This window comes from Streptomyces sp. NPDC056835 (assembly GCF_042789485.1).
GTDB lineage: Bacteria > Actinomycetota > Actinomycetes > Streptomycetales > Streptomycetaceae > Streptomyces.
Window position 1 is genome coordinate 252,813 of the sequence record NZ_JBHUBB010000002.1, and the last position, 21,688, is coordinate 274,500.

At 68.3% G+C, this 21,688-nt stretch carries 23 protein-coding genes and 4 tRNA genes; 8 read left to right on the plus strand and 19 right to left on the minus strand.

Features of this window, described 5'->3' with window-relative positions:
- Positions 1 to 57: 57 nt before the first annotated feature.
- From rpoB to ACFRMN_RS03685, 9 genes are all read right to left on the minus strand, one after another.
- On the minus strand, positions 58 to 3,540 hold the full coding sequence (gene rpoB, locus ACFRMN_RS03645; protein ID WP_365908020.1) for a DNA-directed RNA polymerase subunit beta: 3,483 nt from the start codon (positions 3,538 to 3,540) through the stop codon (positions 58 to 60).
- A gap of 590 nt (positions 3,541 to 4,130) precedes the next feature.
- Positions 4,131 to 4,514, minus strand: coding sequence for a 50S ribosomal protein L7/L12 (gene rplL / locus ACFRMN_RS03650; RefSeq protein WP_382882982.1), 384 nt, complete (start codon positions 4,512 to 4,514; stop codon positions 4,131 to 4,133).
- An 84-nt stretch (positions 4,515 to 4,598) separates the two neighbouring features.
- The gene (rplJ, locus tag ACFRMN_RS03655; RefSeq protein WP_383012614.1) at positions 4,599 to 5,159 is read right to left on the minus strand and encodes a 50S ribosomal protein L10; all 561 of its coding nucleotides are present in this window, start codon (positions 5,157 to 5,159) and stop codon (positions 4,599 to 4,601) included.
- Positions 5,160 to 5,406: 247 nt separating this feature from the next.
- On the minus strand, positions 5,407 to 6,309 hold the full coding sequence (locus ACFRMN_RS03660; RefSeq protein ID WP_383012617.1) for a hypothetical protein: 903 nt from the start codon (positions 6,307 to 6,309) through the stop codon (positions 5,407 to 5,409).
- Between the two features lie 146 nt (positions 6,310 to 6,455).
- Positions 6,456 to 7,178 carry a 50S ribosomal protein L1 gene (rplA, locus tag ACFRMN_RS03665; protein WP_365748952.1) on the minus strand — a complete coding sequence of 241 codons (723 nt, stop codon included), beginning with the start codon at positions 7,176 to 7,178 and terminating at the stop codon, positions 6,456 to 6,458.
- An 82-nt stretch (positions 7,179 to 7,260) separates the two neighbouring features.
- Entirely contained in the window at positions 7,261 to 7,695 is a 435-nt protein-coding gene (rplK, locus tag ACFRMN_RS03670) for a 50S ribosomal protein L11 (RefSeq protein ID WP_030351419.1), read from the minus strand.
- Positions 7,696 to 7,885: 190 nt separating this feature from the next.
- Complete coding sequence (nusG, locus tag ACFRMN_RS03675) at positions 7,886 to 8,767, minus strand: transcription termination/antitermination protein NusG (RefSeq protein WP_383012620.1); 882 nt, start codon at positions 8,765 to 8,767, stop codon at positions 7,886 to 7,888.
- A gap of 73 nt (positions 8,768 to 8,840) precedes the next feature.
- The gene (gene secE / locus ACFRMN_RS03680; RefSeq protein WP_249948346.1) at positions 8,841 to 9,125 is read right to left on the minus strand and encodes a preprotein translocase subunit SecE; all 285 of its coding nucleotides are present in this window, start codon (positions 9,123 to 9,125) and stop codon (positions 8,841 to 8,843) included.
- Between the two features lie 108 nt (positions 9,126 to 9,233).
- Positions 9,234 to 9,306: transfer RNA gene (locus ACFRMN_RS03685), tRNA-Trp, on the minus strand.
- Between the two features lie 226 nt (positions 9,307 to 9,532).
- Here ACFRMN_RS03685 and ACFRMN_RS03690 point away from each other — a divergent pair.
- Entirely contained in the window at positions 9,533 to 10,759 is a 1,227-nt protein-coding gene (locus ACFRMN_RS03690; protein ID WP_383012623.1) for a pyridoxal phosphate-dependent aminotransferase, read from the plus strand.
- 95 nt (positions 10,760 to 10,854) lie between these two features.
- Positions 10,855 to 11,901 carry an adenosine deaminase gene (locus ACFRMN_RS03695; protein WP_383012626.1) on the plus strand — a complete coding sequence of 349 codons (1,047 nt, stop codon included), beginning with the start codon at positions 10,855 to 10,857 and terminating at the stop codon, positions 11,899 to 11,901.
- A gap of 27 nt (positions 11,902 to 11,928) precedes the next feature.
- On the opposite strand, the gene ACFRMN_RS03700 is transcribed toward ACFRMN_RS03695, so the two are convergent.
- The 6 genes from ACFRMN_RS03700 to ACFRMN_RS03725 form a co-directional block, all read right to left on the minus strand.
- Positions 11,929 to 12,984: a UDP-N-acetylmuramate dehydrogenase gene (locus ACFRMN_RS03700; protein ID WP_383012629.1), complete on the minus strand. Its 1,056-nt coding sequence runs from the start codon at positions 12,982 to 12,984 to the stop codon at positions 11,929 to 11,931.
- A 225-nt stretch (positions 12,985 to 13,209) separates the two neighbouring features.
- Positions 13,210 to 13,638: a MaoC family dehydratase gene (locus tag ACFRMN_RS03705; protein WP_383012632.1), complete on the minus strand. Its 429-nt coding sequence runs from the start codon at positions 13,636 to 13,638 to the stop codon at positions 13,210 to 13,212.
- Positions 13,639 to 13,643: 5 nt separating this feature from the next.
- A complete protein-coding gene (locus ACFRMN_RS03710; protein WP_249948353.1) occupies positions 13,644 to 14,096 on the minus strand; it encodes a MaoC family dehydratase N-terminal domain-containing protein in 453 nt (150 codons plus the stop codon).
- A 118-nt stretch (positions 14,097 to 14,214) separates the two neighbouring features.
- Entirely contained in the window at positions 14,215 to 14,379 is a 165-nt protein-coding gene (rpmG, locus tag ACFRMN_RS03715; RefSeq protein WP_003956487.1) for a 50S ribosomal protein L33, read from the minus strand.
- A gap of 92 nt (positions 14,380 to 14,471) precedes the next feature.
- Positions 14,472 to 14,544: transfer RNA gene (locus ACFRMN_RS03720), tRNA-Met, on the minus strand.
- 47 nt (positions 14,545 to 14,591) lie between these two features.
- Positions 14,592 to 14,664: transfer RNA gene (locus tag ACFRMN_RS03725), tRNA-Thr, on the minus strand.
- 219 nt (positions 14,665 to 14,883) lie between these two features.
- Here ACFRMN_RS03725 and ACFRMN_RS03730 point away from each other — a divergent pair.
- From ACFRMN_RS03730 to ACFRMN_RS03740, 3 genes are all read left to right on the plus strand, one after another.
- The gene (locus tag ACFRMN_RS03730) at positions 14,884 to 16,233 is read left to right on the plus strand and encodes an amidohydrolase family protein (protein WP_383012635.1); all 1,350 of its coding nucleotides are present in this window, start codon (positions 14,884 to 14,886) and stop codon (positions 16,231 to 16,233) included.
- Positions 16,234 to 16,282: 49 nt separating this feature from the next.
- Positions 16,283 to 16,942, plus strand: coding sequence for an SDR family oxidoreductase (locus ACFRMN_RS03735; protein ID WP_383012638.1), 660 nt, complete (start codon positions 16,283 to 16,285; stop codon positions 16,940 to 16,942).
- 112 nt (positions 16,943 to 17,054) lie between these two features.
- Positions 17,055 to 17,561, plus strand: a complete 507-nt coding sequence (locus ACFRMN_RS03740; RefSeq protein WP_383012641.1) for a GyrI-like domain-containing protein — start codon at positions 17,055 to 17,057, stop codon at positions 17,559 to 17,561.
- Between the two features lie 114 nt (positions 17,562 to 17,675).
- Here ACFRMN_RS03740 and ACFRMN_RS03745 read toward each other — a convergent pair.
- Positions 17,676 to 17,757, minus strand: a tRNA-Tyr gene (locus tag ACFRMN_RS03745).
- A gap of 218 nt (positions 17,758 to 17,975) precedes the next feature.
- Between ACFRMN_RS03745 and ACFRMN_RS03750 the strand changes: the two genes are divergently transcribed.
- From ACFRMN_RS03750 to ACFRMN_RS03760, 3 genes are all read left to right on the plus strand, one after another.
- Complete coding sequence (locus tag ACFRMN_RS03750) at positions 17,976 to 18,464, plus strand: YajQ family cyclic di-GMP-binding protein (protein WP_383012644.1); 489 nt, start codon at positions 17,976 to 17,978, stop codon at positions 18,462 to 18,464.
- Between the two features lie 183 nt (positions 18,465 to 18,647).
- The gene (locus tag ACFRMN_RS03755; protein ID WP_383012647.1) at positions 18,648 to 19,154 is read left to right on the plus strand and encodes a methylated-DNA--[protein]-cysteine S-methyltransferase; all 507 of its coding nucleotides are present in this window, start codon (positions 18,648 to 18,650) and stop codon (positions 19,152 to 19,154) included.
- Complete coding sequence (locus ACFRMN_RS03760; RefSeq protein ID WP_383012650.1) at positions 19,154 to 19,813, plus strand: alpha-ketoglutarate-dependent dioxygenase AlkB family protein; 660 nt, start codon at positions 19,154 to 19,156, stop codon at positions 19,811 to 19,813. The genes ACFRMN_RS03755 and ACFRMN_RS03760 overlap by 1 nt, the downstream gene beginning before the upstream one ends.
- Positions 19,814 to 19,905: 92 nt before the next feature.
- Here ACFRMN_RS03760 and ACFRMN_RS03765 read toward each other — a convergent pair whose 3' ends face one another.
- The 3 genes from ACFRMN_RS03765 to htpX all read right to left on the minus strand — a co-directional run bounded on the left by ACFRMN_RS03765 (position 19,906) and on the right by htpX (position 21,560).
- Positions 19,906 to 20,175 (minus strand): GlsB/YeaQ/YmgE family stress response membrane protein, encoded by a 270-nt coding sequence (locus ACFRMN_RS03765; protein WP_383012653.1) that lies wholly within the window; start codon positions 20,173 to 20,175, stop codon positions 19,906 to 19,908.
- 132 nt (positions 20,176 to 20,307) lie between these two features.
- The gene (locus ACFRMN_RS03770) at positions 20,308 to 20,700 is read right to left on the minus strand and encodes a YccF domain-containing protein (RefSeq protein WP_383012656.1); all 393 of its coding nucleotides are present in this window, start codon (positions 20,698 to 20,700) and stop codon (positions 20,308 to 20,310) included.
- Entirely contained in the window at positions 20,697 to 21,560 is an 864-nt protein-coding gene (htpX, locus tag ACFRMN_RS03775) for a zinc metalloprotease HtpX (RefSeq protein ID WP_030351401.1), read from the minus strand. The genes ACFRMN_RS03770 and htpX overlap by 4 nt, the downstream gene beginning before the upstream one ends.
- Positions 21,561 to 21,688: the final 128 nt, after the last annotated feature.

A 21,688-nucleotide genomic window follows, 5' to 3' on the forward strand; every position in this document is an offset into this window, starting at 1 on the left:
TGGTCTGAACGGGTCCGGGGAGAGCCGGCCGGATACGGGATCCGGCCGGCGAACCCGTCAGACCTCTTCGACGCTGCTCGGCTCGCGCCGGGACAGGTCGATACCGAGCTCCTCCGCCGCGCGGAAGACGTCCTCGTCCGTGTCACGCATCTCGATGGACATGCCGTCCGAGGACAGCACCTCCACGTTGAGGCAGAGCGACTGCATTTCCTTGATGAGCACCTTGAAGGACTCGGGAATGCCGGGTTCGGGGATGTTCTCGCCCTTGACGATGGCCTCGTAGACCTTCACGCGGCCGGTCACGTCGTCGGACTTGATCGTCAGCAGCTCCTGGAGGGCGTACGCGGCGCCATAAGCCTCCAGCGCCCACACCTCCATCTCACCGAAGCGCTGACCGCCGAACTGGGCCTTACCACCCAGCGGCTGCTGGGTGATCATCGAGTACGGGCCGGTCGAACGCGCGTGCAGCTTGTCGTCGACCAAGTGGTGGAGCTTGAGGATGTACATGTACCCGATCGAGATCGGGTCCGGGAACGGCTCACCGGAGCGGCCGTCGAACAGGTGCGCCTTGCCGGACGGCTGGACCATCCGGTTGCCGTCGCGGTTCGGGATCGTCGCCTCGAAGAGACCGGAGATCTCGTCCTCACGGGCACCGTCGAAGACCGGGGTGGCGACGTTGGTGCCGGCGGCGACCTCGTCGGCGCCGATGGCCTTCAGCCGCTCCATCCACTCCTCGCTGCCCTCGACCTTCCAGCCCTGGCTGGCGAGCCAGCCGAGGTGGATCTCCAGGACCTGTCCCGGGTTCATTCGGGACGGGACACCCAGCGGGTTGAGGATGATGTCGACCGGGGTGCCGTCCTCCAGGAACGGCATGTCCTCGATCGGCAGGATCTTCGAGATGACGCCCTTGTTGCCGTGACGGCCGGCGAGCTTGTCACCGTCGGTGATCTTGCGCTTCTGCGCGACGTACACGCGAACCAGCTGGTTCACGCCCGGCGGCAGCTCGTCGCCCTCCTCGCGGTCGAAGACCCGTACGCCGATGACCTTGCCGGTCTCGCCGTGCGGCACCTTCAGCGAGGTGTCACGGACCTCACGGGCCTTCTCACCGAAGATCGCGCGGAGCAGACGCTCCTCCGGGGTCAGCTCGGTCTCACCCTTGGGCGTGACCTTGCCGACCAGGATGTCTCCGGCGACGACCTCGGCACCGATCCGGATGATGCCGCGCTCGTCGAGGTCCGCGAGGACCTCCTCCGAGACGTTCGGGATGTCCCGGGTGATCTCCTCCGGGCCCAGCTTGGTGTCACGGGCGTCGACCTCGTGCTCCTCGATGTGGATCGAGGAGAGGACGTCGTCCTGGACCAGCCGCTGGCTGAGGATGATCGCGTCTTCGTAGTTGTGGCCCTCCCACGGCATGAACGCCACGAGGAGGTTCTTGCCGAGCGCCATCTCACCCTGCTGGGTGGCGGGACCATCGGCGAGGACCTGGCTCTCGACGACCCGGTCGCCCTCGTTGACGACAACCTTCTGGTTGACCGAGGTGCCCTGGTTGGAGCGGGAGAACTTGGCGATGCGGTACGTGGTGTACGTGCCGTCGTCGTTGGCGACGGTGATGTAGTCCGCGGAGACCTCCTGGACCACACCCTCCTTCTCCGCCTTGATGACGTCACCGGCGTCGACCGCGCAGCGGTACTCCATGCCGGTGCCGACCAGCGGCGCCTCGGACGTGATCAGGGGCACGGCCTGGCGCATCATGTTCGCGCCCATGAGGGCACGGTTGGCGTCGTCGTGCTCCAGGAACGGGATCATGGCGGTCGCGACCGACACCATCTGGCGCGGCGAGACATCCATGTAGTCGACGTCCGTGCCGGGCACGTAGTCGACCTCTCCACCACGGCGGCGGACCAGGACGCGGGGCTCGGTGAAGCGCAGCTCGTCGGAGAGCGTCGCGTTCGCCTGGGCGATGACGAACCTGTCCTCCTCGTCGGCGGTCAGGTAGTCCACCTCGTCGGTGACCTGGCCGTCGGTGACCTTGCGGTACGGAGTCTCGACGAAGCCGAACGCGTTGACCCGGCCGTACGAGGCGAGCGAGCCGATCAGACCGATGTTCGGGCCTTCAGGGGTCTCGATCGGACACATACGCCCGTAGTGCGACGGGTGCACGTCACGGACCTCGAAGCCGGCCCGCTCACGGGACAGACCACCCGGGCCGAGCGCCGACAGACGGCGCTTGTGGGTGAGACCCGACAGCGGGTTGTTCTGGTCCATGAACTGCGACAGCTGGCTGGTGCCGAAGAACTCCTTGATGGAGGCGACGACCGGCCGGATGTTGATCAGGGTCTGCGGCGTGATCGCCTCGACGTCCTGGGTCGTCATGCGCTCGCGCACGACGCGCTCCATCCTCGCCAGACCCGTACGGACCTGGTTCTGGATGAGCTCGCCGACGTTACGCAGACGACGGTTGCCGAAGTGGTCGATGTCGTCGGTCTCGACGACGATCTGGGTGCCGTTCTCGCCGACCGTCTCGGTCTCCCCGGCGTGCAGCTTGACCAGGTACTTGATGGTCGCGATGACATCGTCGGTGGTGAGCACGCCGGCGTCCAGCGGCTCGTCCGCGCCGAGCTTCTTGTTCACCTTGTAGCGGCCGACCTTCGCGAGGTCGTAGCGCTTCGGGTTGAAGTAGAGGTTCTCCAGCAGCGTCTGAGCCGCCTCGCGCGTCGGGGGCTCGCCCGGACGCAGCTTGCGGTAGATGTCGAGCAGCGCGTCGTCCTGTCCCTGGGTGTGGTCCTTCTCCAGGGTGGCGCGCATGGACTCGTACTCGCCGAACTCCTCCAGGATCTGCTCGGTGGTCCAACCGAGAGCCTTGAGGAGGACGGTCACGGACTGCTTGCGCTTGCGGTCGATACGGACACCGACCATGTCGCGCTTGTCGATCTCCATCTCCAGCCAGGCACCCCGGGACGGGATGATCTTGGCGGAGAAGATGTCCTTGTCGGACGTCTTGTCGATCGACGAGTCGAAGTAGACACCCGGCGAGCGGACCAGCTGGGACACCACGACACGCTCGGTGCCGTTGATGACGAAGGTGCCCTTGTTGGTCATGAGCGGGAAATCGCCCATGAAGACCGTCTGGGACTTGATCTCGCCGGTCTCGTTGTTGGTGAACTCAGCCGTGACGAAGAGCGGGGCGGCGAACGTGAAGTCGCGCTCCTTGCACTCGTCGATGGAGTTCTTGGACGGCTCGAAGCGGTGATCGCGGAAGGTCAGCGACATCGACCCGGAGAAGTCCTCGATCGGAGAGATCTCCTCGAAGATCTCCTCCAGACCTGACTTCCTGGGGACGTCTTGCCCACTCTCCAGAGCCGCCTCGACACGAGCCTTCCAAGCGGCGTTACCGAGCAGCCAGTCAAAGCTCTCGGTCTGCAGCGCCAGGAGGTTCGGAACCTCGAGGGGCTCCTTGATCTTTGCAAAGGAGATGCGCAGCGGGGCGGTGCTGGCACCGTTGTTCGTATTCGTGGTCGAGGCGTTGCGCGAGGCGGCCAAGAGGGGGTCCTTCCGAGGGCTCGGACTCACTACGCGCGTACCGGTCCCAAGCCGGGCACGAAGAGAGAAAGCCCAGTTCAGGGCCGTTCACTCACCGATGCTCTTGCGAGGGGGTGCCCCTGGTGACGGGCAGGGAGCAGCTAACAGGCAGCGCAAAGGGTCAGTGTAGCCACTTGGCACACTGATGTCCAGAGCGGGTTTTCCGACACCCTCGTTTTTCTCAACACCCTTGTCTCAACTGCGGCAACTCAACTGCGGCAAGCCTCGCGCCGTAGGCGCACATCGATACTGCCCTCTTCGCCGTCGATCCATGCCTCGGATGCGGATCGATTGTGACGACGCGTCCTGAGAATTGCGCGCTGCGTGCGGTTCGTCAAGGCCCCCCACCCCACGCGGAAGGTCACGGGGCGCGTGGAAGCGCGGCGATGATCACGATACTCGCCGCGCGCCGAAGAGCAAGGCAGCCCCTGCGGGAACGCGGAAGGGCGACCACCCGACTGGGTGATCGCCCTTCGCGTCAACACCGCGCCTCGCGGCGCCGAGACTGCCTCCGTACGCCTACAGGCGGCCGGTGACGGACTCGTACGAGGTCACTTGACCTCGACGGAGGCGCCGGCGCCCTTGAGGGACTCGGCGGCCTTGTCAGCGGCCTCCTTGGCGACCTTCTCCAGGACGGGCTTCGGGGCGCCGTCCACGAGGTCCTTGGCCTCCTTGAGGCCCAGGGAGGTCAGCTCACGCACGACCTTGATGACCTGGATCTTCTTCTCGCCGGCACCCGTGAGGATGACGTCGAACTCGTCCTGGACCTCTTCGGCCTCGGCCGGGGCACCGGGGACACCGGCGACCGGCGCGGCGACCGCGGCGGCGGCGGTGACGTCGAACTTCTCCTCGAACGCCTTCACGAACGCGGAGAGCTCGATGAGGGTCATGTCCTCGAACTGCGCGAGCAGGTCTTCCTGGCTGAGCTTCGCCATGATGGCGGTCCTTCCACTAATTCGGCTGGTGCCGTATGTACAGTTCCGCGGGCGTACCGGCCCGCTGCGGCCGAGCGAGCGTGATTACTCGGACTCGGCCTCGACGGGAGCCGGCGTACCGGCACCGCCCTGCTCTTCCTTCTTGACGCGAAGCGCTTCCGCGGTGCGGACGAACTTCGACGGAAGCGCCTGGAAGAGCGAGGCAGCCTGCGACTGCTTGCCCTTCATGGCACCTGCCAGCTTGGAGAGCAGAACCTCGCGGGACTCAAGGTCCGCGAGCTTCTTGATCTCGTCGGCGCTCAGCGCCTTGCCATCGAGGACGCCGCCCTTGATGACGAGATTGGGGTTCTCCTTGGCGAAGTCACGAAGACCCTTCGCCGACTCCACCGGGTCACCGGTGACGAAGGCAACCGCCGTCGGACCCGCGAAGAGGTCGTCCAGCGTGTTGATCCCGGCCTCGTTGGCCGCGATCTTGGTCAGCGTGTTCTTCACCACGGCGTACTGGGCGTTCTCACCGAGAGAACGGCGCAGCTCCTTGAGCTGCGCCACGGTGAGACCCCGGTACTCGGTCAGCACGGCGGCGTTCGAGCTGCGGAACTTGTCCGTCAGCTCGGCTACGTCGGCAGCCTTGTCGGGCCTTGCCATGAGCGTCGGCCTCCTTCCGGGTGATGAGGACCGCTCAGAAGGGGCTGGGCAAAACGAAACGCCCCGGCGCAGGCGCACGGGGCGTAGCTCGACCGAATGGAATCCGGGAACTGTCCACAGTCACCTGCGCGGGTCGTCCGCAGCTAGCGGATCCTTCGGCCGCCGCACCCTCTTACGAGCACACGGCAACGACCAGCGGTCTTTGGCTTCTGGGGAAGAATACGGGAATGACACGTCACGTGCCAAATCAGCCGGTGGCGGCTCCGGCTCCGGCATCGCCCAGCTTGCCCAGCAGCTCGGCGACGTCGAAGATCTCTCCGGCCGGCGGGGCCTGGACCCGCACCTTCGCTCCGTAGTCGGAGTAGTGCGCCGTCATGGTGACCTCGCCCTGAGCGGTGACCATGCCGACGTCCATCTTCACCGGATAGTCGTCCTCGTTGACCCAGACCTCCGTGTCGTACCCCTTCAGGCCCGACTTCTTCATCGAGTCGAGGAGGTCCGCACGCTCCTTCTCGCTGAGCACGTCGAGTGACCCCTGGGACTTCATCATCTCGTCGAGCGTGAGCGTGCCCTTGTAGTGCTCGGCCTGGACGCCGTCGACCTTCTCGCTGCCGACGTGCTTCAGATTCGGCGAGTCGAGCAGCAGGGCGAGCTGCTGGGCCGGGTCCTGGTTCATGTTCTCCAGGCCGCCCGCCAGCTGCTTCTGGAGCGCCTTGTCCCCGGAGGCTTCGGCCACGGCTCCCAGGTCGATCTTCATCCAGCGCTTGCCCTCCATCTCCTTGGCCGCGTCGGCGCCCATGTCCATGTACATCGCGTTGTCGAGCCACACCACACGGATCTTGTCCGGGGCCGTGGCGTCGGCCGCCAGCGCCGATCCGTCCATGGTCATGTCCATCACCGTGGGGTCCCACCCCATGACGCCGGACATTTCCATGTCGCCCGCCGCGCCCGTCCCCGCCGGTATCGACATCGACATGCGGACCTTGGCCGACTTCGCCTCGGAGGTCTTCTTGAAAGCGGCGGTGATGACATCCGCGACCCCTGACGAGGACTGTGCCGTACCGCCGGCGCTCTGACAGCCCGCGACAGCGGCGATGACAGCCACCGCCACCAGCGAGACGCCCCCGCGCCTCCATACCACCGTGCTCATGCCCCACCCCTTGGTTACGAGTTCAACTCCCGTGCACGGTAACCCATGCCTCTGACAGACCGGCACGGAAAAAAGCCGGTTCCCGCACCTCCGGAGAGGTGCGGGAACCGGCTTTTCGTACGCGGGATCCGCGGCTGTCGTCCGTGTCAGACGGCGGCCGGGTCCTCCTCCACGAGGAGGTTGCGGGTGCGGTTGGCGTCCAGCGGAATGCCGGGGCCCATCGTCGTGGCCAGGGTCGCCTTCTTGATGTAGCGGCCCTTGGCGGCGGACGGCTTGAGGCGGAGGACCTCCTCCAGCGCCGCGGCGTAGTTCTCGACCAGCTTCGTCTCGTCGAAGGAGACCTTGCCGATGATGAAGTGCAGGTTCGAGTGCTTGTCGACGCGGAACTCGATCTTGCCGCCCTTGATGTCGTTCACAGCCTTGGTGACATCGGGGGTGACGGTGCCGGTCTTGGGGTTCGGCATCAGACCGCGCGGGCCGAGGACGCGGCCGAGGCGGCCGACCTTGCCCATGAGGTCCGGGGTGGCGACGACGGCGTCGAAGTCCAGACGGCCCTTCGAAACCTCGTCGATGAGTTCGTCGGCGCCGACGATGTCGGCGCCCGCGGCACGCGCGGCCTCGGCACGGTCACCGGTCGCGAAGACCAGGACCCGGGCGGTCTTGCCGGTGCCGTGCGGAAGGTTCACGGTGCCACGGACCATCTGGTCGGCCTTGCGGGGGTCGACGCCCAGCCGCATGGCCACCTCGACGGTGCCGTCGAACTTGGTGGTGGTGGTGTCCTTGGCGATACGGACGGCCTCAAGCGGGGCGTACGTACGCTCCCGGTCGATCTTGGCGTCCGCGCCGCGGAGAGCCTTGCTGCGCTTCACTTCGTCTCCTGGTGGTTCATCAGGTGTGGAGGTCGTGGTCCGGGCCGCGCATGGCCCTGCCACTGGGGCTTGCCCGGCTGGGTCAGCCCTCGACCGTGACGCCCATGGAACGGGCGGTGCCGGCGATGATCTTCTCGGCGGCGTCCAGGTCGTTGGCGTTCAGGTCGGGCATCTTGGTGGTGGCGATCTCGCGCACCTGGTCGCGGGTGAGCTTCGCGACCTTCTTGACGTGCGGCTCGCCTGAGCCCTTGTCCACGCCCGCGGCCTTGAGGATCAGCTTGGCGGCCGGCGGCGTCTTGGTGATGAAGGTGAAGGAGCGGTCCTCGTAGACCGTGATCTCCACCGGCACGACCATGCCACGCTGCGACTCGGTCGCGGCGTTGTAGGCCTTGCAGAACTCCATGATGTTGACGCCGTGCTGGCCCAGCGCGGGGCCGACCGGCGGAGCCGGGTTGGCCGCGCCGGCGCTGATCTGGAGCTTGATAAGCCCCGTGACCTTCTTCTTCTTGGGAGGCATTGCTCTCTCCGGGTCCTAGTGAGAGTTTTCAGCCAGCCGTCCGGTCATCCGGATGGAGGCATACCGCACAACGATAACGGGTATAGGTGCGCGGCCAAAAACCGACAGGTCAGACAGCGGTATGAGCCTGTCTGACCTGTCGGAAGCTGCTGGCGCGGGCGGGCGCCGAAGCGCGTGCCGCCCGCTGGGCTCAGTTCTTCTGGATCTGGTCGAAGCTCAGCTCGACCGGGGTCTCGCGGCCGAAGATCTCGACCAGGCCCTTGACCTTCTTCGAGTCGGCGTTGATCTCGTTGATGGTCGCCTGGAGCGTGGCGAACGGACCGTCGGTGACGGTGACCGAGTCGCCGACCTCGAAGTCCAGCACCTGGACCTCGACCTTGCGGGACGGGGCGGGCTTGCCCTCGGCCTCCGCGGCCTCACGGGCGGCCTTCTCCTCGGCCTCCGGCGCGAGCATCTTGACGATCTCGTCCAGGGTCAGCGGGTACGGGTCGTAGGCGTTGCCCACGAAGCCGGTGACACCGGGGGTGTTACGGACGACGCCCCAGGACTCGTTCGTCAGATCCATGCGCACCAGGACGTAGCCCGGGAGCTTGTTCTGGCGAACGTTCTTGCGCTCGCCGTTCTTGATCTGGACGATCTCTTCCTCGGGGACCTCGGCCTGGTAGATGAACTCCTCGACGTTCAGCGAGACGGCACGCTGCTCCAGGTTCGCCTTCACGCGCTTCTCGTAGCCCGCGTAGGTGTGGATCACGTACCACTCGCCGGGCAGCCCGCGGAGTTCCTCACGGAGGGCGGCGACGGGGTCGACGGGAACCTCGGGCTCTTCGTCGGCTTCGATCTCGTCGGCGTCGCTCGCGGCCTCGTCAGCGGCGAACTCGTCGGCGTCGTCCGCCGCGGGGCCGTCCTCGTCGTCCTCGATATGGAGCGCGGCTTCCTCGGCCGGCTCGCCCGCGGCGACGTCAGCGGCTTCGGCCTGGTCTGGCTCGACAGCGTCCGCCGCCTCGACGATGCCGGTTTCGTCCTCGCGGGACTCCACCGACTCGCTGGCGTCGTTCAGTTTCGGGTCAGACACGGTGGCTGCTTCTTCCTGGCTCATTGGGTGGAACACGCGAAAGGGACGCCTCGCCGAGGCTCCCTCCGCGGGATCAGCCGAAGACGTACTTGATTGCGTTCTGGAAGCCATAGTCAATCACGGTCACCAAACCGATCATGACGACGACGAAGACAATCACCACGGTGGTGTACGTGGTCAGCTGGTTACGAGTGGGCCAGACGACCTTGCGCAGCTCGGCGACGATCTGGCGGTAGAAGAGCGCGAGCCGGCCCAGAGGGCCCTTCTTGCCACGCTTGCCGCCCTTGCGCGGCTTCTTCGACTCGGCGGACTCGTCGTCGGCATCAGGCTTGTCGATGGAGCCCACGGCGTCCGTCACGCTCTCTCACCTGATTCCGGGTCGTGGCCGTGCCGCGCCCGGGGGAGCCGCACGGCGATGCATTCAATGTACGTACATGCGCACACATCCTGGCGAGGATGTGTGTAGCAGGGCCGGAGGGACTTGAACCCCCAACCGCTGGTTTTGGAGACCAGTGCTCTACCAATTGAGCTACGACCCTTTGCGTTTTCCCCAACCTACCGCATCCGACCGTACGCACGGAGTGCGCGGTACGGACCTGGTGGCTGAGGGCCAACGACGAGTGAGTGTACGTGGTCCCGGCCCTCGCGTCGAACAGCTTCCGCCGCGACAGTCGTGGCCCCGTCCCGCTCGCCCGTTCTCCTTCTATGTGTCCACCCAGCGAAACCTGTGTGCCGACGAGGTTTCGGGTCTGGGACCATGGGCGCATGAGCGCTGCAATCCCTCCGACCGAGCGCCGGGTCTCCGCCCGTATCGGCGCGATCTCCGAGTCCGCGACCCTCGCCGTGGACGCCAAGGCCAAGGCCCTGAAGGCGGCCGGGCGTCCGGTGATCGGCTTCGGCGCCGGCGAGCCCGACTTCCCGACGCCCGGCTACATCGTCGATGCCGCTGTCGAGGCGTGCCGCAACCCCAAGTACCACCGCTACACGCCGGCCGGGGGGCTCCCCGAGCTCAAGGCCGCGATCGTGGCGAAGACGCTGCGCGACTCCGGCTACGAGATCGAGCCCTCCCAGGTCCTGGTGACCAATGGTGGCAAGCAGGCGATCTACGAGGCGTTCGCGGCCATCCTGGACCCGGGCGACGAGGTCATCGTCCCGGCTCCGTACTGGACGACGTACCCCGAGTCGATCCGGCTGGCCGGCGGTGTCCCGGTAGAGGTCGTGGCCGACGAGACCACCGGCTACCGGGTCTCCGTCGAGCAGTTGGAGGCCGCGCGCACCGAGCGTACGAAGGTCGTCCTCTTCGTCTCGCCGTCGAACCCGACGGGCGCCGTCTACAGCCCCGCCGACACCGGGGCCATCGGCCGCTGGGCCGTCGAGCACGGGCTGTGGGTGATGACGGACGAGATCTACGAGCACCTCGTGTACGGCGACGCCGCCTTCACCTCCCTGCCGGCCGCCGTGCCGGAGCTGCGTGACAAGTGCGTCGTGGTCAATGGTGTGGCCAAGACCTATGCGATGACCGGCTGGCGTGTGGGGTGGATCGTCGGCCCCAAGGACGTCGTCAAGGCCGCGACCAACCTCCAGTCGCACGCCACGTCCAATGTCGCCAATGTCTCGCAGGCCGCGGCGATCGCCGCCGTCTCCGGTGACCTCACCGCGGTCGCCGAGATGCGTGCCGCCTTCGACCGGCGCCGTCAGACCATCGTGCGGCTGCTGAACGAGATCGACGGCGTCGTCTGCCCGGAGCCGGAGGGCGCCTTCTACGCGTACCCGTCGGTGAAGGCCCTGCTGGGCAAGGAGATCCGCGGCAAGCGCCCCCGGACGTCGGTCGAGCTGGCCGCGCTGATCCTGGACGAGGCCGAGGTCGCGGTCGTCCCCGGAGAGGCGTTCGGCACACCCGGCTATCTGCGGCTGTCGTACGCGCTCGGTGACGAGGACCTGGCGGAGGGCATCGGCAGGATCCAGAAGCTGCTGGGCGAGGCCAGGGACTGAGTGGTCCGCGACGGGCTCCCGGCGATCGCCGGGAGCCCGTTTTTGCGTTCGGACAAGATCTCGATCGGGGAAAGTGGCTGCCGGTCGGCGCGAGCATGCGGCAGGATCTACGAATGGAGAGCACCACCCGCCCCCGCGATCTCAGCCTGCTGCCCAAGGCTCATCTGCATCTGCACTTCACCGGTTCGATGCGGCCCACGACGCTGCTCGAACTCGCCGACAAGTACGGCGTTCACCTCCCCGACGCGCTGACCAGCGGCGAACCGCCCAAGCTTCGCGCGACCGACGAACGCGGCTGGTTCCGCTTCCAGCGGCTCTACGACATCGCCCGGTCCTGTCTGCGGACGCCCGAGGACATCCAGCGGCTGGTGCGCGAGGCTGCCGAGGAGGACGTACGCGACGGCTCGGGCTGGCTGGAGATCCAGGTCGACCCCACCTCGTACGCCCCCCATCTCGGCGGACTGATCCCGGCCCTGGAAATCATCCTGGACGCCGTGGACACCGCGTCCAGGGAGACCGGTCTGGGGATGCGGGTGCTGGTGGCGGCGAACCGGATGAAGCATCCGCTGGAGGCCAGGACGCTGGCCCGGCTCGCCGTGCGGTACGCGGACCGGGGTGTCGTCGGCTTCGGGCTCTCCAATGACGAGCGACGCGGGATGGCCAGGGACTTCGACCGGGCCTTCGCGATCGCCAGGGACGGCGGGCTGCTGGCCGCGCCGCACGGCGGTGAGCTGACCGGGCCCGCGTCCGTACGGGACTGTCTGGACGATCTGCGGGCGGCCCGTATCGGGCACGGCGTCCGCGCGGCGGAGGACCCGAAACTGCTGCGCGAACTCGCGGAGCACGGGGTGACCTGCGAGGTCTGCCCGTCCTCGAATGTCGCGCTGGGCGTCTACGAGAAGCCGGAGGACGTCCCGTTGCGGACGCTGTTCGACGCCGGGGTCCCGATGGCGCTGGGCGCGGACGACCCGCTGCTCTTCGGCTCCCGGCTGGCGGCGCAGTACGAGCTGGCCCGCCGGCACCAGGGCTTCAGCGACACCGAACTGGCCGAGCTGGCGCGGCAGTCGGTGCGTGGCTCGGCGGCGCCGCGGGAGGTACGGGAGAAGCTGCTGACGGGCATCGACGGCTGGCTGGCCGACTGACGCCCGTTTATCCGGCCGGATAACCCGCTAGAGGCTGACGCCGACCGTCACCGGCTCGTTGACCAGCGTGATCCCGAACGCCTCCTGGACCCCGGCCACCACCTCGCGGGCGAGCGCGAGCAGATCCTCGGTGGTCGCCGCGCCCCGGTTGGTGAGGGCGAGGGTGTGCTTGGTGGAGATACGGGCCGGGCCCGTGCCGTATCCCTTGGTGAAACCGGCCCGGTCGATCAGCCAGGCCGCGGAGGTCTTCGTACGCCCCTCCCCGTCCGGGAACCCGGGCGGCGTCACCTCGTCGCCGAGGCGGGCCCGTACGCGCGCGACGAACTCCGCGTGCTCCCCGTCGGTGAGGATCGGGTTGGTGAAGAAGGAGCCGGCCGACCAGGTGTCGTGGTCCTCGGGGTCGAGCACCATGCCCTTGCCCGCCCGCAGCTTGAGGACGGTGTCCCGCGCGGTCTCCACCGGGACGCGGTCGCCGGGTTCGACACCGAGGACGCGCGCCGTCTCGGCGTACTTGAGCGGGGCGGAGAGCCCCCGCGCGTCCTCCAGAGCGAAGCGGACCCGCAGGACGACCCAGCGGTCGGGGTGCCGCTTGAACCGGCTGTGGCGGTACGAGAAGCCGCAGTCGGCGTTGGTGAGCGTGACCGTCCGGCCGGCGGAGCGGTCGTAGGCGACGACCTCGGTGAGGGTGCTCGACACCTCCTGGCCGTACGCGCCGACGTTCTGGATCGGCGTGGCACCGGCCGAGCCGGGGATCCCGGCGAGGCATTCGATGCCGGCCAGGCCCGCTTGGACGGTACGGGCGACGGCGTCGGTCCAGATCTCTCCGGCGGCCAGTTCCAGCGTGGTGCCGTCGAACGAGAAGCCCTTGGTCGCGATGCGCAGGGCGGTGCCGTCGAAGCCCTTGTCCCCGATGATCAGATTGCTGCCGCCGCCGATGATCAGCAGCGGCGTACCGGCGGCGTCCGCCTCGCGCACGGTGGCGATCACTTCGTCGTCGGTGACCGCCGTGACCAGGCGGGTCGCCGGGCCGCCGAGGCGGAAGGTGGTCAGTGGGGCGAGGGGGGCGTCGTGGAGTTCCTGCACGGGACAAGAGTACGGGCCGCCGGGATCCGGGGATCGGATCTCGACGGCCCGTAGGTCCTGCTCCGGCGGGGCGGGGCTCCTGCCCGGCGGCGGGACGGGGCTCCTGCCCCGACGGGATCAGACGGCGGCGGGCTCGCGCTCCTTCGCCTCTTCCCCATTGCGGGCACCCCTTACTCGTCGATCGCTCAGCCGATGACTCGGTCGATCGCCGGCTCGGTCGATCGCTCAGGCGAGCCGGACAACGGCGCGGGACATGCCCAGCACCTTCTGCCCCGCGCTCATCGCCGTCAGATCCACCCGGACCTTGTTGTCCTCCAGCTTGGCCGCGACCTTGGCGCTGACCTCGATCAGCGCGCCCTGGTCGTCATTGGGCACCACGACCGGCTTGGTGAAGCGGACGCCGTACTCGACGACGGCTCCCGGGTCGCCCACCCAGTCGGTCACCACCTGGATCGCCTCGGCCATGGTGAACATGCCGTGCGCGATGACGTCCGGGAGCCCGACCTCCTTGGCGAACTTCTCGTTCCAGTGGATCGGGTTGAAGTCCCCGGAAGCGCCCGCGTACCGCACCAGCGTCGCGCGGGTGAGGGGGAAGCCACGGGCCGGCAGCTCCGTACCGATCTCGACCTCGTCGTAACCGATCTTCGCGGTCACCGGCCTCACGCCCCCTCGGCGGCGCGCGCCACCAGCTTGGTCCACGCGGTCACGACATGCTCGCCGGCCTCGTCGCGCACTTCACCGCGGACATCGATGATGTCGTTCCCGGCCAGGGACTTGATCGCCTCGATGGTCGACGTGACGCTCAGCCGGTCGCCCGCCCGCACGGGGCGGGTGTACGCGAACTTCTGGTCACCGTGCACGACACGGCTGTAGTCCAGACCCAGCTGCGGATCGGCGATGACCTCACCCGCGGCCTTGAAGGTGATGGCGAAGACAAAGGTCGGCGGCGCGATCACATCGCAGTGCCCGAGGGCCTTGGCGGCCTCCAGATCGGTGTACGCCGGATTGGGGTCGCCCACCGCCTCGGCGAACTCGCGGATCTTCTCCCGGCCGACCTCGTACGGCGCGGTGGGCGGATAGCTCCGCCCCACGAAGGACTGATCGAGCGCCACTGGCTCGCTCCCTCCTGATGTTGATGACCACAAGCCTGATGTAGACAAGCTTGACGTGGACAAGAGAAACGACACGAGGCCGTCCCCAACCGGGGACGGCCTCGCATACGAGCCTGATTCAGCGCGTTTCGCGGTGCGCGGTGTGCGAGTTGCAGCGCGGGCAGTGCTTCTTCATCTCAAGACGGTCCGGGTTGTTACGCCGGTTCTTCTTGGTGATGTAGTTCCGCTCCTTGCACTCCACGCAGGCCAGCGTGATCTTCGGGCGGACGTCGGTGGCAGCCACGTGAGTGCTCCTTGGACGGACAACGGATGAACGGATGAACGCAGAAAAGAGTAGCCGATCGAAGGACCGACCCCACAATCGGCTACTTTGTGTAGCGGTGACCGGACTTGAACCGGTGACACAGCGATTATGAGCCGCTTGCTCTACCGACTGAGCTACACCGCTTCGATGTTGGATCTCCTCGCCCGAAGGCGAGGATCACCGAACATCTGAGCCCCAATACGGAATCGAACCGTAGACCTTCTCCTTACCATGGAGACGCTCTACCGACTGAGCTATTGGGGCGAGCGATGAAGACATTACACGGTCGGTTGCCGATCGCCCAAATCCGTTTTCCCGCCCCACGCCCCACGCGTCCCACGGTGTCCCGTACGCCACTGGTGGGCTCGTCGGTACGACTGTCGCGCTCCTCCTCGAAGGCCGACCGAGGCGCCCCTAAGGTCGACTCACGCTGCGTGAGCTCGCACGCCGGAGTCCGACCAGAAAGCCCTCACCAGGAGCCCGATGCCCGACAGCCAGCCGCAGCCATTCGACGGAGCCCCGGCCGACACCACCGCGCTCGTCCTGTGCGGCGCCCGTCTCACCGACGGCCGCGTCGTGGACGTACGGCTCGGCTCGGGCCGGATCGAGGCCGTGGGCACGGCGGGCAGTCTCGCCGCGCACGGCACACGGCTGGATCTGGCCGGCTATCTGCTGCTCCCCGCGCCGGCCGAACCGCACGCCCACAGTGACACCGCCCTCACCGCGCTCACCCCCGACGGACCGGGCCCCTACTCCCCCGAGGATGTCCAGCGCCGCGCCACCGAGGCCACCCTGCTGCAACTCGGGCACGGCGCGACCGCGCTGCGCTCCCACGTACGGATCGGGGACGCGCGGGAGCTGGGCCGGATGGAGGCGGTGCTCCAGGCCCGGCGTTCGCTGCGCGGTCTCGCCAATCTGACCGCCGTCGCCGTACCGCGGCTGCTGACCGGCCTCGCGGGCGCCGACGGGCTCGCGATGCTGCGGGACGCGGTGAAGATGGGCGCGGGTGTGGTGGGCGGCTGCCCCGACCTGGACCCGGATCCGGCCGGGTACGCGGAAGCGGTGCTGGGGATCGCCGCCGAGCACGGCTGTCCCGTCGATCTGCATACGGACGGTGACGATCCGGTCCGGCTCGCCCGGCTGGCCGCGATGGCGGGCGGCCTGCGGCCCGGGGTGGCGCTCGGGCCGTGCGCGGGGCTGGCCGGACTGCCCGCCGAGGCGGCGGGGCGGGCCGCAGACCAGCTGGCGGCGGCCGGCGTGACGGTGATCTGTCTGCCGCAGGGCGGCTGCGGAGGCGTGGAAGGCGCGGATGTGGAGCGGGTGGGCGCGGACCGGTGGAGCGGTGCGGACCGGCACGGTACGGCGTCGCCCGGCGCGGACTCATGGTGCTCCGGGCCACCGGGCGCCGAGCGCGGCGTCGCCCCCGTACAGCTGCTGCGGGCGGCCGGTGTGCGGATCGCGGCGGGCAGCGGGGCGCTGCGGGACGTGTCGAATCCGGTGGGGCGCGGCGATCCGCTGGAGGCCGCGTATCTGCTGGCGTCGCGGGGCGGGATGCCGGCGGCGGACGCGTACGACGCGGTGAGCGTGGCGGCGCGGGCGGTGATGGGACTGCCCGAGGTACGGGTCGAGGCGGGTTTTCCGGCGGAGCTGCTCGCCGTGCGCGGGGAGCGGATCGAGGGCGCGCTGTCTCTCGCGTACAGCAGGATCGTCATCCACCGCGGGCGGGTGGTGGCGCGGACGAGCGCCGTACGGGAGTACTGCGACTCGGCGGCGGCGGTCGCGCTCGAACTGCCCCGGCAGGGACGGTCCGTCCTGGGGAACCCCGGCCCCTGAGCGGGATGCCGGTCGGCGGCGAACGGCCCGCGGACGTACGGTCGTGAGCATGCGAATCGTGATTGCCGGAGGACATGGTCAGATCGCGCTGCGGCTGGAGCGACTGCTCGCCGCCCGCGGACACGAGGCCGCGGGCATCATCCGCGACCCGGGGCAGGCGGAGGATCTGCGCGACGCCGGTGCCGAACCGGTCGTACTGGACCTGGAGTCGGCCTCGGTCGAGGAGGTGGCCGCGGTGCTGAAGGACGCGGACGCGGCGGTGTTCGCCGCGGGCGCGGGCGGCGGGAGCGGAGCGGCCCGCAAGGAGACGGTGGACAAGGGCGCGGCGGTGCTCTTCGCGGACGCCGCCGAGCGCGCGGGCGTACGCCGTCACCTCGTCGTCTCGTCCATGGGCGCGGACCCGGAGCACCGGGGCGACGACGTCTTCGACGTGTATCAGCGGGCCAAGGGCGCGGCGGACATGTACGTACGGTCCAGGTCCGCGCTCGACTGGACGATCCTGCGGCCGGGGCTGCTGACGAACGACCCCGGGACGGGGCTCGTACAGCTCGCCGAGTCGACGGGACGGGGGGCGGTGCCGCGTGACGATGTGGCGGCGGTGCTGGCCGAGTTGGCGGAGACCCCCGGGACCGCGGGTCTGACGCTGGAGCTCATCGGCGGGACGGTGCCGGTGGCCGAGGCGGTGAAGGCGGCGACGGGCGGACGATGAGTTCCGGGCCCCGCGGCGGTCCTTGCTCTCATGAACGAGGACATGAGCGATGAGCGTGTGAGTGAGGGCGTGGGTGAGGGGCGTGGGTGAGGAAATGGACCGGAGCGAGTCCGTGAGCCTGCCGAAAATCGTCCGCCGGGGCGATCAGCCGTACGTGGCCATCGGAAAATCCGTCCGGATGGAGGAATTTCCGACGATCGCCGACCGGCTGCCCGAGCTCATCGGCTGGGTGCTCGGCCAGGGGCTCGAACTGGCGGGGGCGCCGTTCTTCCGCTACCGCACCATCGACATGGACGGCGAGTCGGAGGTGGAGGCCGGCGTCCCGCTGGTGTCGGCACCGGAGCCGGAGGGCGAGATCCGCGTCGGGACACTGCCCGCCGGCCACTACGCGACGATCACTCACCTCGGCCATCCCAGCGGGCTGTTGGAGGTGGCCGGGGGGCTGCGGGAGTGGGCGGTGCACGAGGGGCTGGAGTGGGACATGACCGTGGTCGACGGGGTGGAGCACTGGGGCTGCCGACTGGAGTCGTACAAGACCGACCCACGGGTGGAAGCGGACCCGGCCAACGGGGAGACGGAGCTGGCGTTCCGCCTCGCCGATCTGGCCCCGGGCGGGTAGCGGGGCGTTGACCGGACGGCTCCGGAGGGCTCCGGGCGGCTCCGGACGACAAGCCGGAAATGAGAATGGCCCCTGATTCACGTCTGACGTGGATCAGGGGCCATCTCTATCGCGTGGCGGCGCCAGGATTCGAACCTGGGTAGGCTAAGCCGACGGATTTACAGTCCGCTCCCATTGGCCACTCGGGCACACCGCCATGGGATGTCGCTGCCAGGTGGAGAGGCCGCTTTGTGCGGTGCTCCGTGGCAACGACGTAAACGATACCCGATGCTCGGGGGTGCTCTGCCACCGGTTTGAGCAGCACTCCAGGCGGGCGTGGGTGACTAGGCTTTACGGCAGCGGCCGGCGGTGTCCGGTCGCGCAGCGAGCATGCGATGAGCACCCGAACAGCACCGATACAAGGAGCCACAGGACATGGCCGACTCCAGTTTCGACATCGTCTCGAAGGTCGAGCGGCAGGAGATCGACAACGCCCTCAACCAGGCCTCGAAGGAGATCGCGCAGCGTTACGACTTCAAGAACGTCGGCGCCTCGATCGGCTGGTCCGGCGAGAAGATCCTCATGCAGGCGAATTCGGAGGAGCGGGTCAACGCGATCCTCGACGTCTTCCAGTCCAAGCTGATCAAGCGCGGGATCTCGCTCAAGGCGCTGGACGCGGGCGAGCCCCAGCTGTCCGGCAAGGAGTACAAGATCTTCGCTTCGATCGAGGAAGGCATCTCCCAGGACAACGCCAAGAAGGTCGCGAAGATCATCCGCGATGAGGGCCCCAAGGGCGTCAAGGCGCAGGTGCAGGGCGACGAGCTGCGGGTCAGCTCGAAGAGCCGCGACGACCTGCAGACCGTGATCTCCCTGCTGAAGGGGCATGACTTCGACTTCGCGCTCCAGTTCGTGAACTACCGGTGAGCCGCCGGTGACCGCTGGTGAGCCGTCGGTGAGGTAGGCGGCACGGGTGCGGGGCGCGCGCTCCGCTCCCGCCCCGGCCGCCGGCCGGGCGTGCTGTCCGAATTCCGCCAGCTCCGGCGGTGCGGGAGGCGGAGACTCGTTACTCGTAGGCAGCTGAACGCACTGCGAGGAGAGGAACGAGTGATGACCAGGACCATGTACACGACGCTGGACAGCCCGCTGGGCGAACTGCTGCTGGTCGGCGAGGAGTCCGCCACCGCGAACGGCGGCGTCGCGCTCGCCTCGCTCTCCCTGCCGGGGCAGAAGGGCGCGGCCGTCGTCGAGGACGGATGGGGCCGGGCGCCGGAGGCGTTCGAGGAGATCGCCGGGCAGCTCGGGGCGTATTTCGACGGCACGCTGACGCGGTTCCGGATCGAGTACGCGGACAGCGGTACGGACTTCCAGCGGCGGGTCTGGCAGGCGGTGGACGCCATTCCGTACGGCGTGACCGTGACCTACGGGCAGATCGCCGGGCAGGTCGGCTCGTCCGGGGCCGGGGTGCGGGCCGTCGGGACCGCGATCGGGCGCAATCCGCTCCTTGTCGTACGGCCGTGTCATCGGGTGATCGGCGCGGACGGGGCGCTGCGGGGGTACGCGGGCGGAGTGGACCGCAAGGAGCGGCTCCTCGGCCTGGAGGGCGCTCTGGTGTGATGAGCGGAGAACTGTTCCCGAGGCCGCGAGCCGTCGTCGCTCCCGGCGCCGTGCACGTGCCCTCCTGGCTGTCCGAGGAGCGGCAGCGGGAGCTGGTGGTCGCTTGCCGGGGCTGGGCGCGGGGGCCGGTGCCGATCCGGCACACCGTGCTGCCGAGCGGCGGTGTGATGTCCGTACAGACCGTCTGCGTGGGCTGGCACTGGCAGCCGTACGCGTACACCCGTACCGCGGGCGATGTGAACGGCGCGCGGGTCGCGGAGTTCCCGGACTGGCTTGTCGGGTTGGGGCGCGAGGCGCTGGTCGAGGCGTACGGCGATCCGGCGGCCGGTGCGGCGTACACCCCGGACACGGCGCTGATCAACTTCTACGAGGGCGCCGCGAAGATGGGGATGCACCAGGACAAGGACGAGAGGTCCGGGGCGCCGGTGGTGTCCCTGAGCATCGGTGATCGCTGTGTCTTCCGCTTCGGCAATACGGAGAGCCGGGGGCGACCGTACACGGATGTCGAGCTCTCCTCCGGGGACCTCTTCGTCTTCGGAGGACCGTCGCGGTACGCGTACCACGGGGTGCCCAAGGTCTATCCGGATACGGCCCACCCGGCCACGGGCCTGGGCGGCGGACGGCTGAACATCACCCTGCGCGAGACCGGCCTCGCGTAGCCGACCTCGCCTAGCCGGCCTCGCGTAGCCGGCCTCGTGTAGCCGGGGTCAGCGGGCGCGGGGTCGACGGCCGCCGGGTCAGCGGAGCCGGGTCAGCGGGCGCGGGAGTGGCCGAAAAGAAGCCGGTAGAGAACGAGCAGCACAAGAGCGCCGCCGATCGCCGAAATCCAGGTCGCCCCGTCGTAGAACTCCTTGCTGATGGGATGGTCGAGCCAACGGGCCGAGATCCAGCCGCCGATGAAGGCTCCCGCGATACCGATGAGGGTCGTACCGATCAGTCCGCCCGGGTCCCGGCCGGGGAGCAGAATCTTGGCGGCGGCCCCGGCGAGAAGTCCTAGAATGATCCAGCTGATGACACCCATGCCATGAACCTGCCTCTCGTACGGTCTTGCCCTGGAAGACGCTGTACGGGCGGGTGGCGGTTGCACCTGGAGGCGTGACCGCCGGGAGTTCATGGCGTATGCACAGGAAGCGGCCGGCAGCGCGGGAAGCGGTCAGCGGGCCGCGAACGGCTGGTCAGTGGGGACGATTTCCTTGCCGAGCGGCGCCAGCGAGATGGGAATCAGCTTGAAGTTGGCCAGGCCCAGCGGGATTCCGATGATCGTGACGCACAGGGCGATGCCGGTGAGGACATGGCCGAGGGCGAGCCACCAGCCCGCGAGAACCAGCCACAGCACATTGCCGACGCACGAGGGCGCCCCCGCGTCGCGGCGGTCGACCGCCGTATAGCCGAAGGGCCACAGCGCGTAGAACCCGATACGGAACGCGGCCACCCCGAAGGGGATGCCGATGATCGTGATGCAGAGCAGCGCGCCTGCCAGCAGATAGCCGAGGCACATCCAGAAACCGCACAGAACGAGCCATATGACGTTCAGGATTGTCTTCATGGTCGGCGACCTGCCATCTGTTCCAGTCGGGCGATGCGCTCCGCCATCGGCGGGTGCGTGGAGAACAGCTTCGAGACCCCGTCCCCGGGACGGAAGGGGTTCGCGATCATCATGTGGCTCGCGGTCTCGATACGTGGCTCGGGCGGCAGCGGGAGCTGTTTCGTCCCGGCGTCCAGTTTACGCAGCGCACTGGCCAGAGCGAGGGGGTCGCCGGTGATCTGGGCGCCCGAGGCATCGGCTTCGTACTCCCGCGAACGGCTCACCGCGAGCTGGATGACCGAGGCCGCGAGGGGACCCAGAATCATGATCAGCAGCATTCCGAAGATGCCGGGGCCGTCATCGTCGTCGGACCGGCCGAAAGGGATCAGCCAGGCGAAGTTCACCAGGAACATCACCACTGAGGCGAGGGCTCCGGCGACGGAGGAGATCAGGATGTCCCGGTTGTAGACATGGCTCAGCTCATGGCCGAGGACTCCGCGCAGCTCGCGCTCGTCCAGGATCTGGAGGATGCCTTCCGTGCAGCAGACGGCGGCATTGCGCGGGTTACGGCCGGTGGCGAACGCGTTGGGGGCCTGTGTGGGCGAGATGTAGAGCCGTGGCATGGGCTGGCGGGCGGCGGTCGAGAGCTCACGGACGATGCGGTAGAGCTGAGGCGCCTCGAATTCGCTGACGGGGCGGGCGCGCATGGCGCGCAGGGACAGCTTGTCGCTGTTCCAGTAGGCGTACGCGTTCGTGCCGATCGCCACGACAAGCGCGACGATCAGGCCCGTACTGCCGAAGAAACTGCCGATCGCGATGATGAGTGCGGACAGTCCCCCGAGGAGTACGGCGGTCCTGAGCCCGTTGTGCCGGCGGTGCACGGTACGCCCTCCAAGTGGTGCGGCAGGGGAACCCTTTGCTGGTGCTGCTCCACTCTTCAGTGGACCCTTCCGTACTGGTCAACGCCAGGCGGGCGGCCCGGGTTCCCTTGTGCCGCCGGACAGGGGCG

Bases quoted from the DNA above. Each gene is read 5' to 3' on its own strand.
- rplL (WP_382882982.1), bottom strand. From the start codon at position 4,514: ATGGCGAAGCTCAGCCAGGAAGACCTGCTCGCGCAGTTCGAGGACATG.
- rplJ (WP_383012614.1), bottom strand. From the start codon at position 5,159: ATGGCAAGGCCCGACAAGGCTGCCGACGTAGCCGAGCTGACGGACAAG.
- ACFRMN_RS03660 (WP_383012617.1), bottom strand. From the start codon at position 6,309: ATGAGCACGGTGGTATGGAGGCGCGGGGGCGTCTCGCTGGTGGCGGTG.
- rplK (WP_030351419.1), bottom strand. From the start codon at position 7,695: ATGCCTCCCAAGAAGAAGAAGGTCACGGGGCTTATCAAGCTCCAGATC.
- ACFRMN_RS03690 (WP_383012623.1), top strand. From the start codon at position 9,533: ATGAGCGCTGCAATCCCTCCGACCGAGCGCCGGGTCTCCGCCCGTATC.
- ACFRMN_RS03695 (WP_383012626.1), top strand. From the start codon at position 10,855: ATGCGGCAGGATCTACGAATGGAGAGCACCACCCGCCCCCGCGATCTC.
- ACFRMN_RS03730 (WP_383012635.1), top strand. From the start codon at position 14,884: ATGCCCGACAGCCAGCCGCAGCCATTCGACGGAGCCCCGGCCGACACC.
- ACFRMN_RS03735 (WP_383012638.1), top strand. From the start codon at position 16,283: ATGCGAATCGTGATTGCCGGAGGACATGGTCAGATCGCGCTGCGGCTG.
- ACFRMN_RS03750 (WP_383012644.1), top strand. From the start codon at position 17,976: ATGGCCGACTCCAGTTTCGACATCGTCTCGAAGGTCGAGCGGCAGGAG.
- ACFRMN_RS03755 (WP_383012647.1), top strand. From the start codon at position 18,648: ATGACCAGGACCATGTACACGACGCTGGACAGCCCGCTGGGCGAACTG.
- ACFRMN_RS03760 (WP_383012650.1), top strand. From the start codon at position 19,154: ATGAGCGGAGAACTGTTCCCGAGGCCGCGAGCCGTCGTCGCTCCCGGC.
- ACFRMN_RS03765 (WP_383012653.1), bottom strand. From the start codon at position 20,175: ATGGGTGTCATCAGCTGGATCATTCTAGGACTTCTCGCCGGGGCCGCC.
- ACFRMN_RS03770 (WP_383012656.1), bottom strand. From the start codon at position 20,700: ATGAAGACAATCCTGAACGTCATATGGCTCGTTCTGTGCGGTTTCTGG.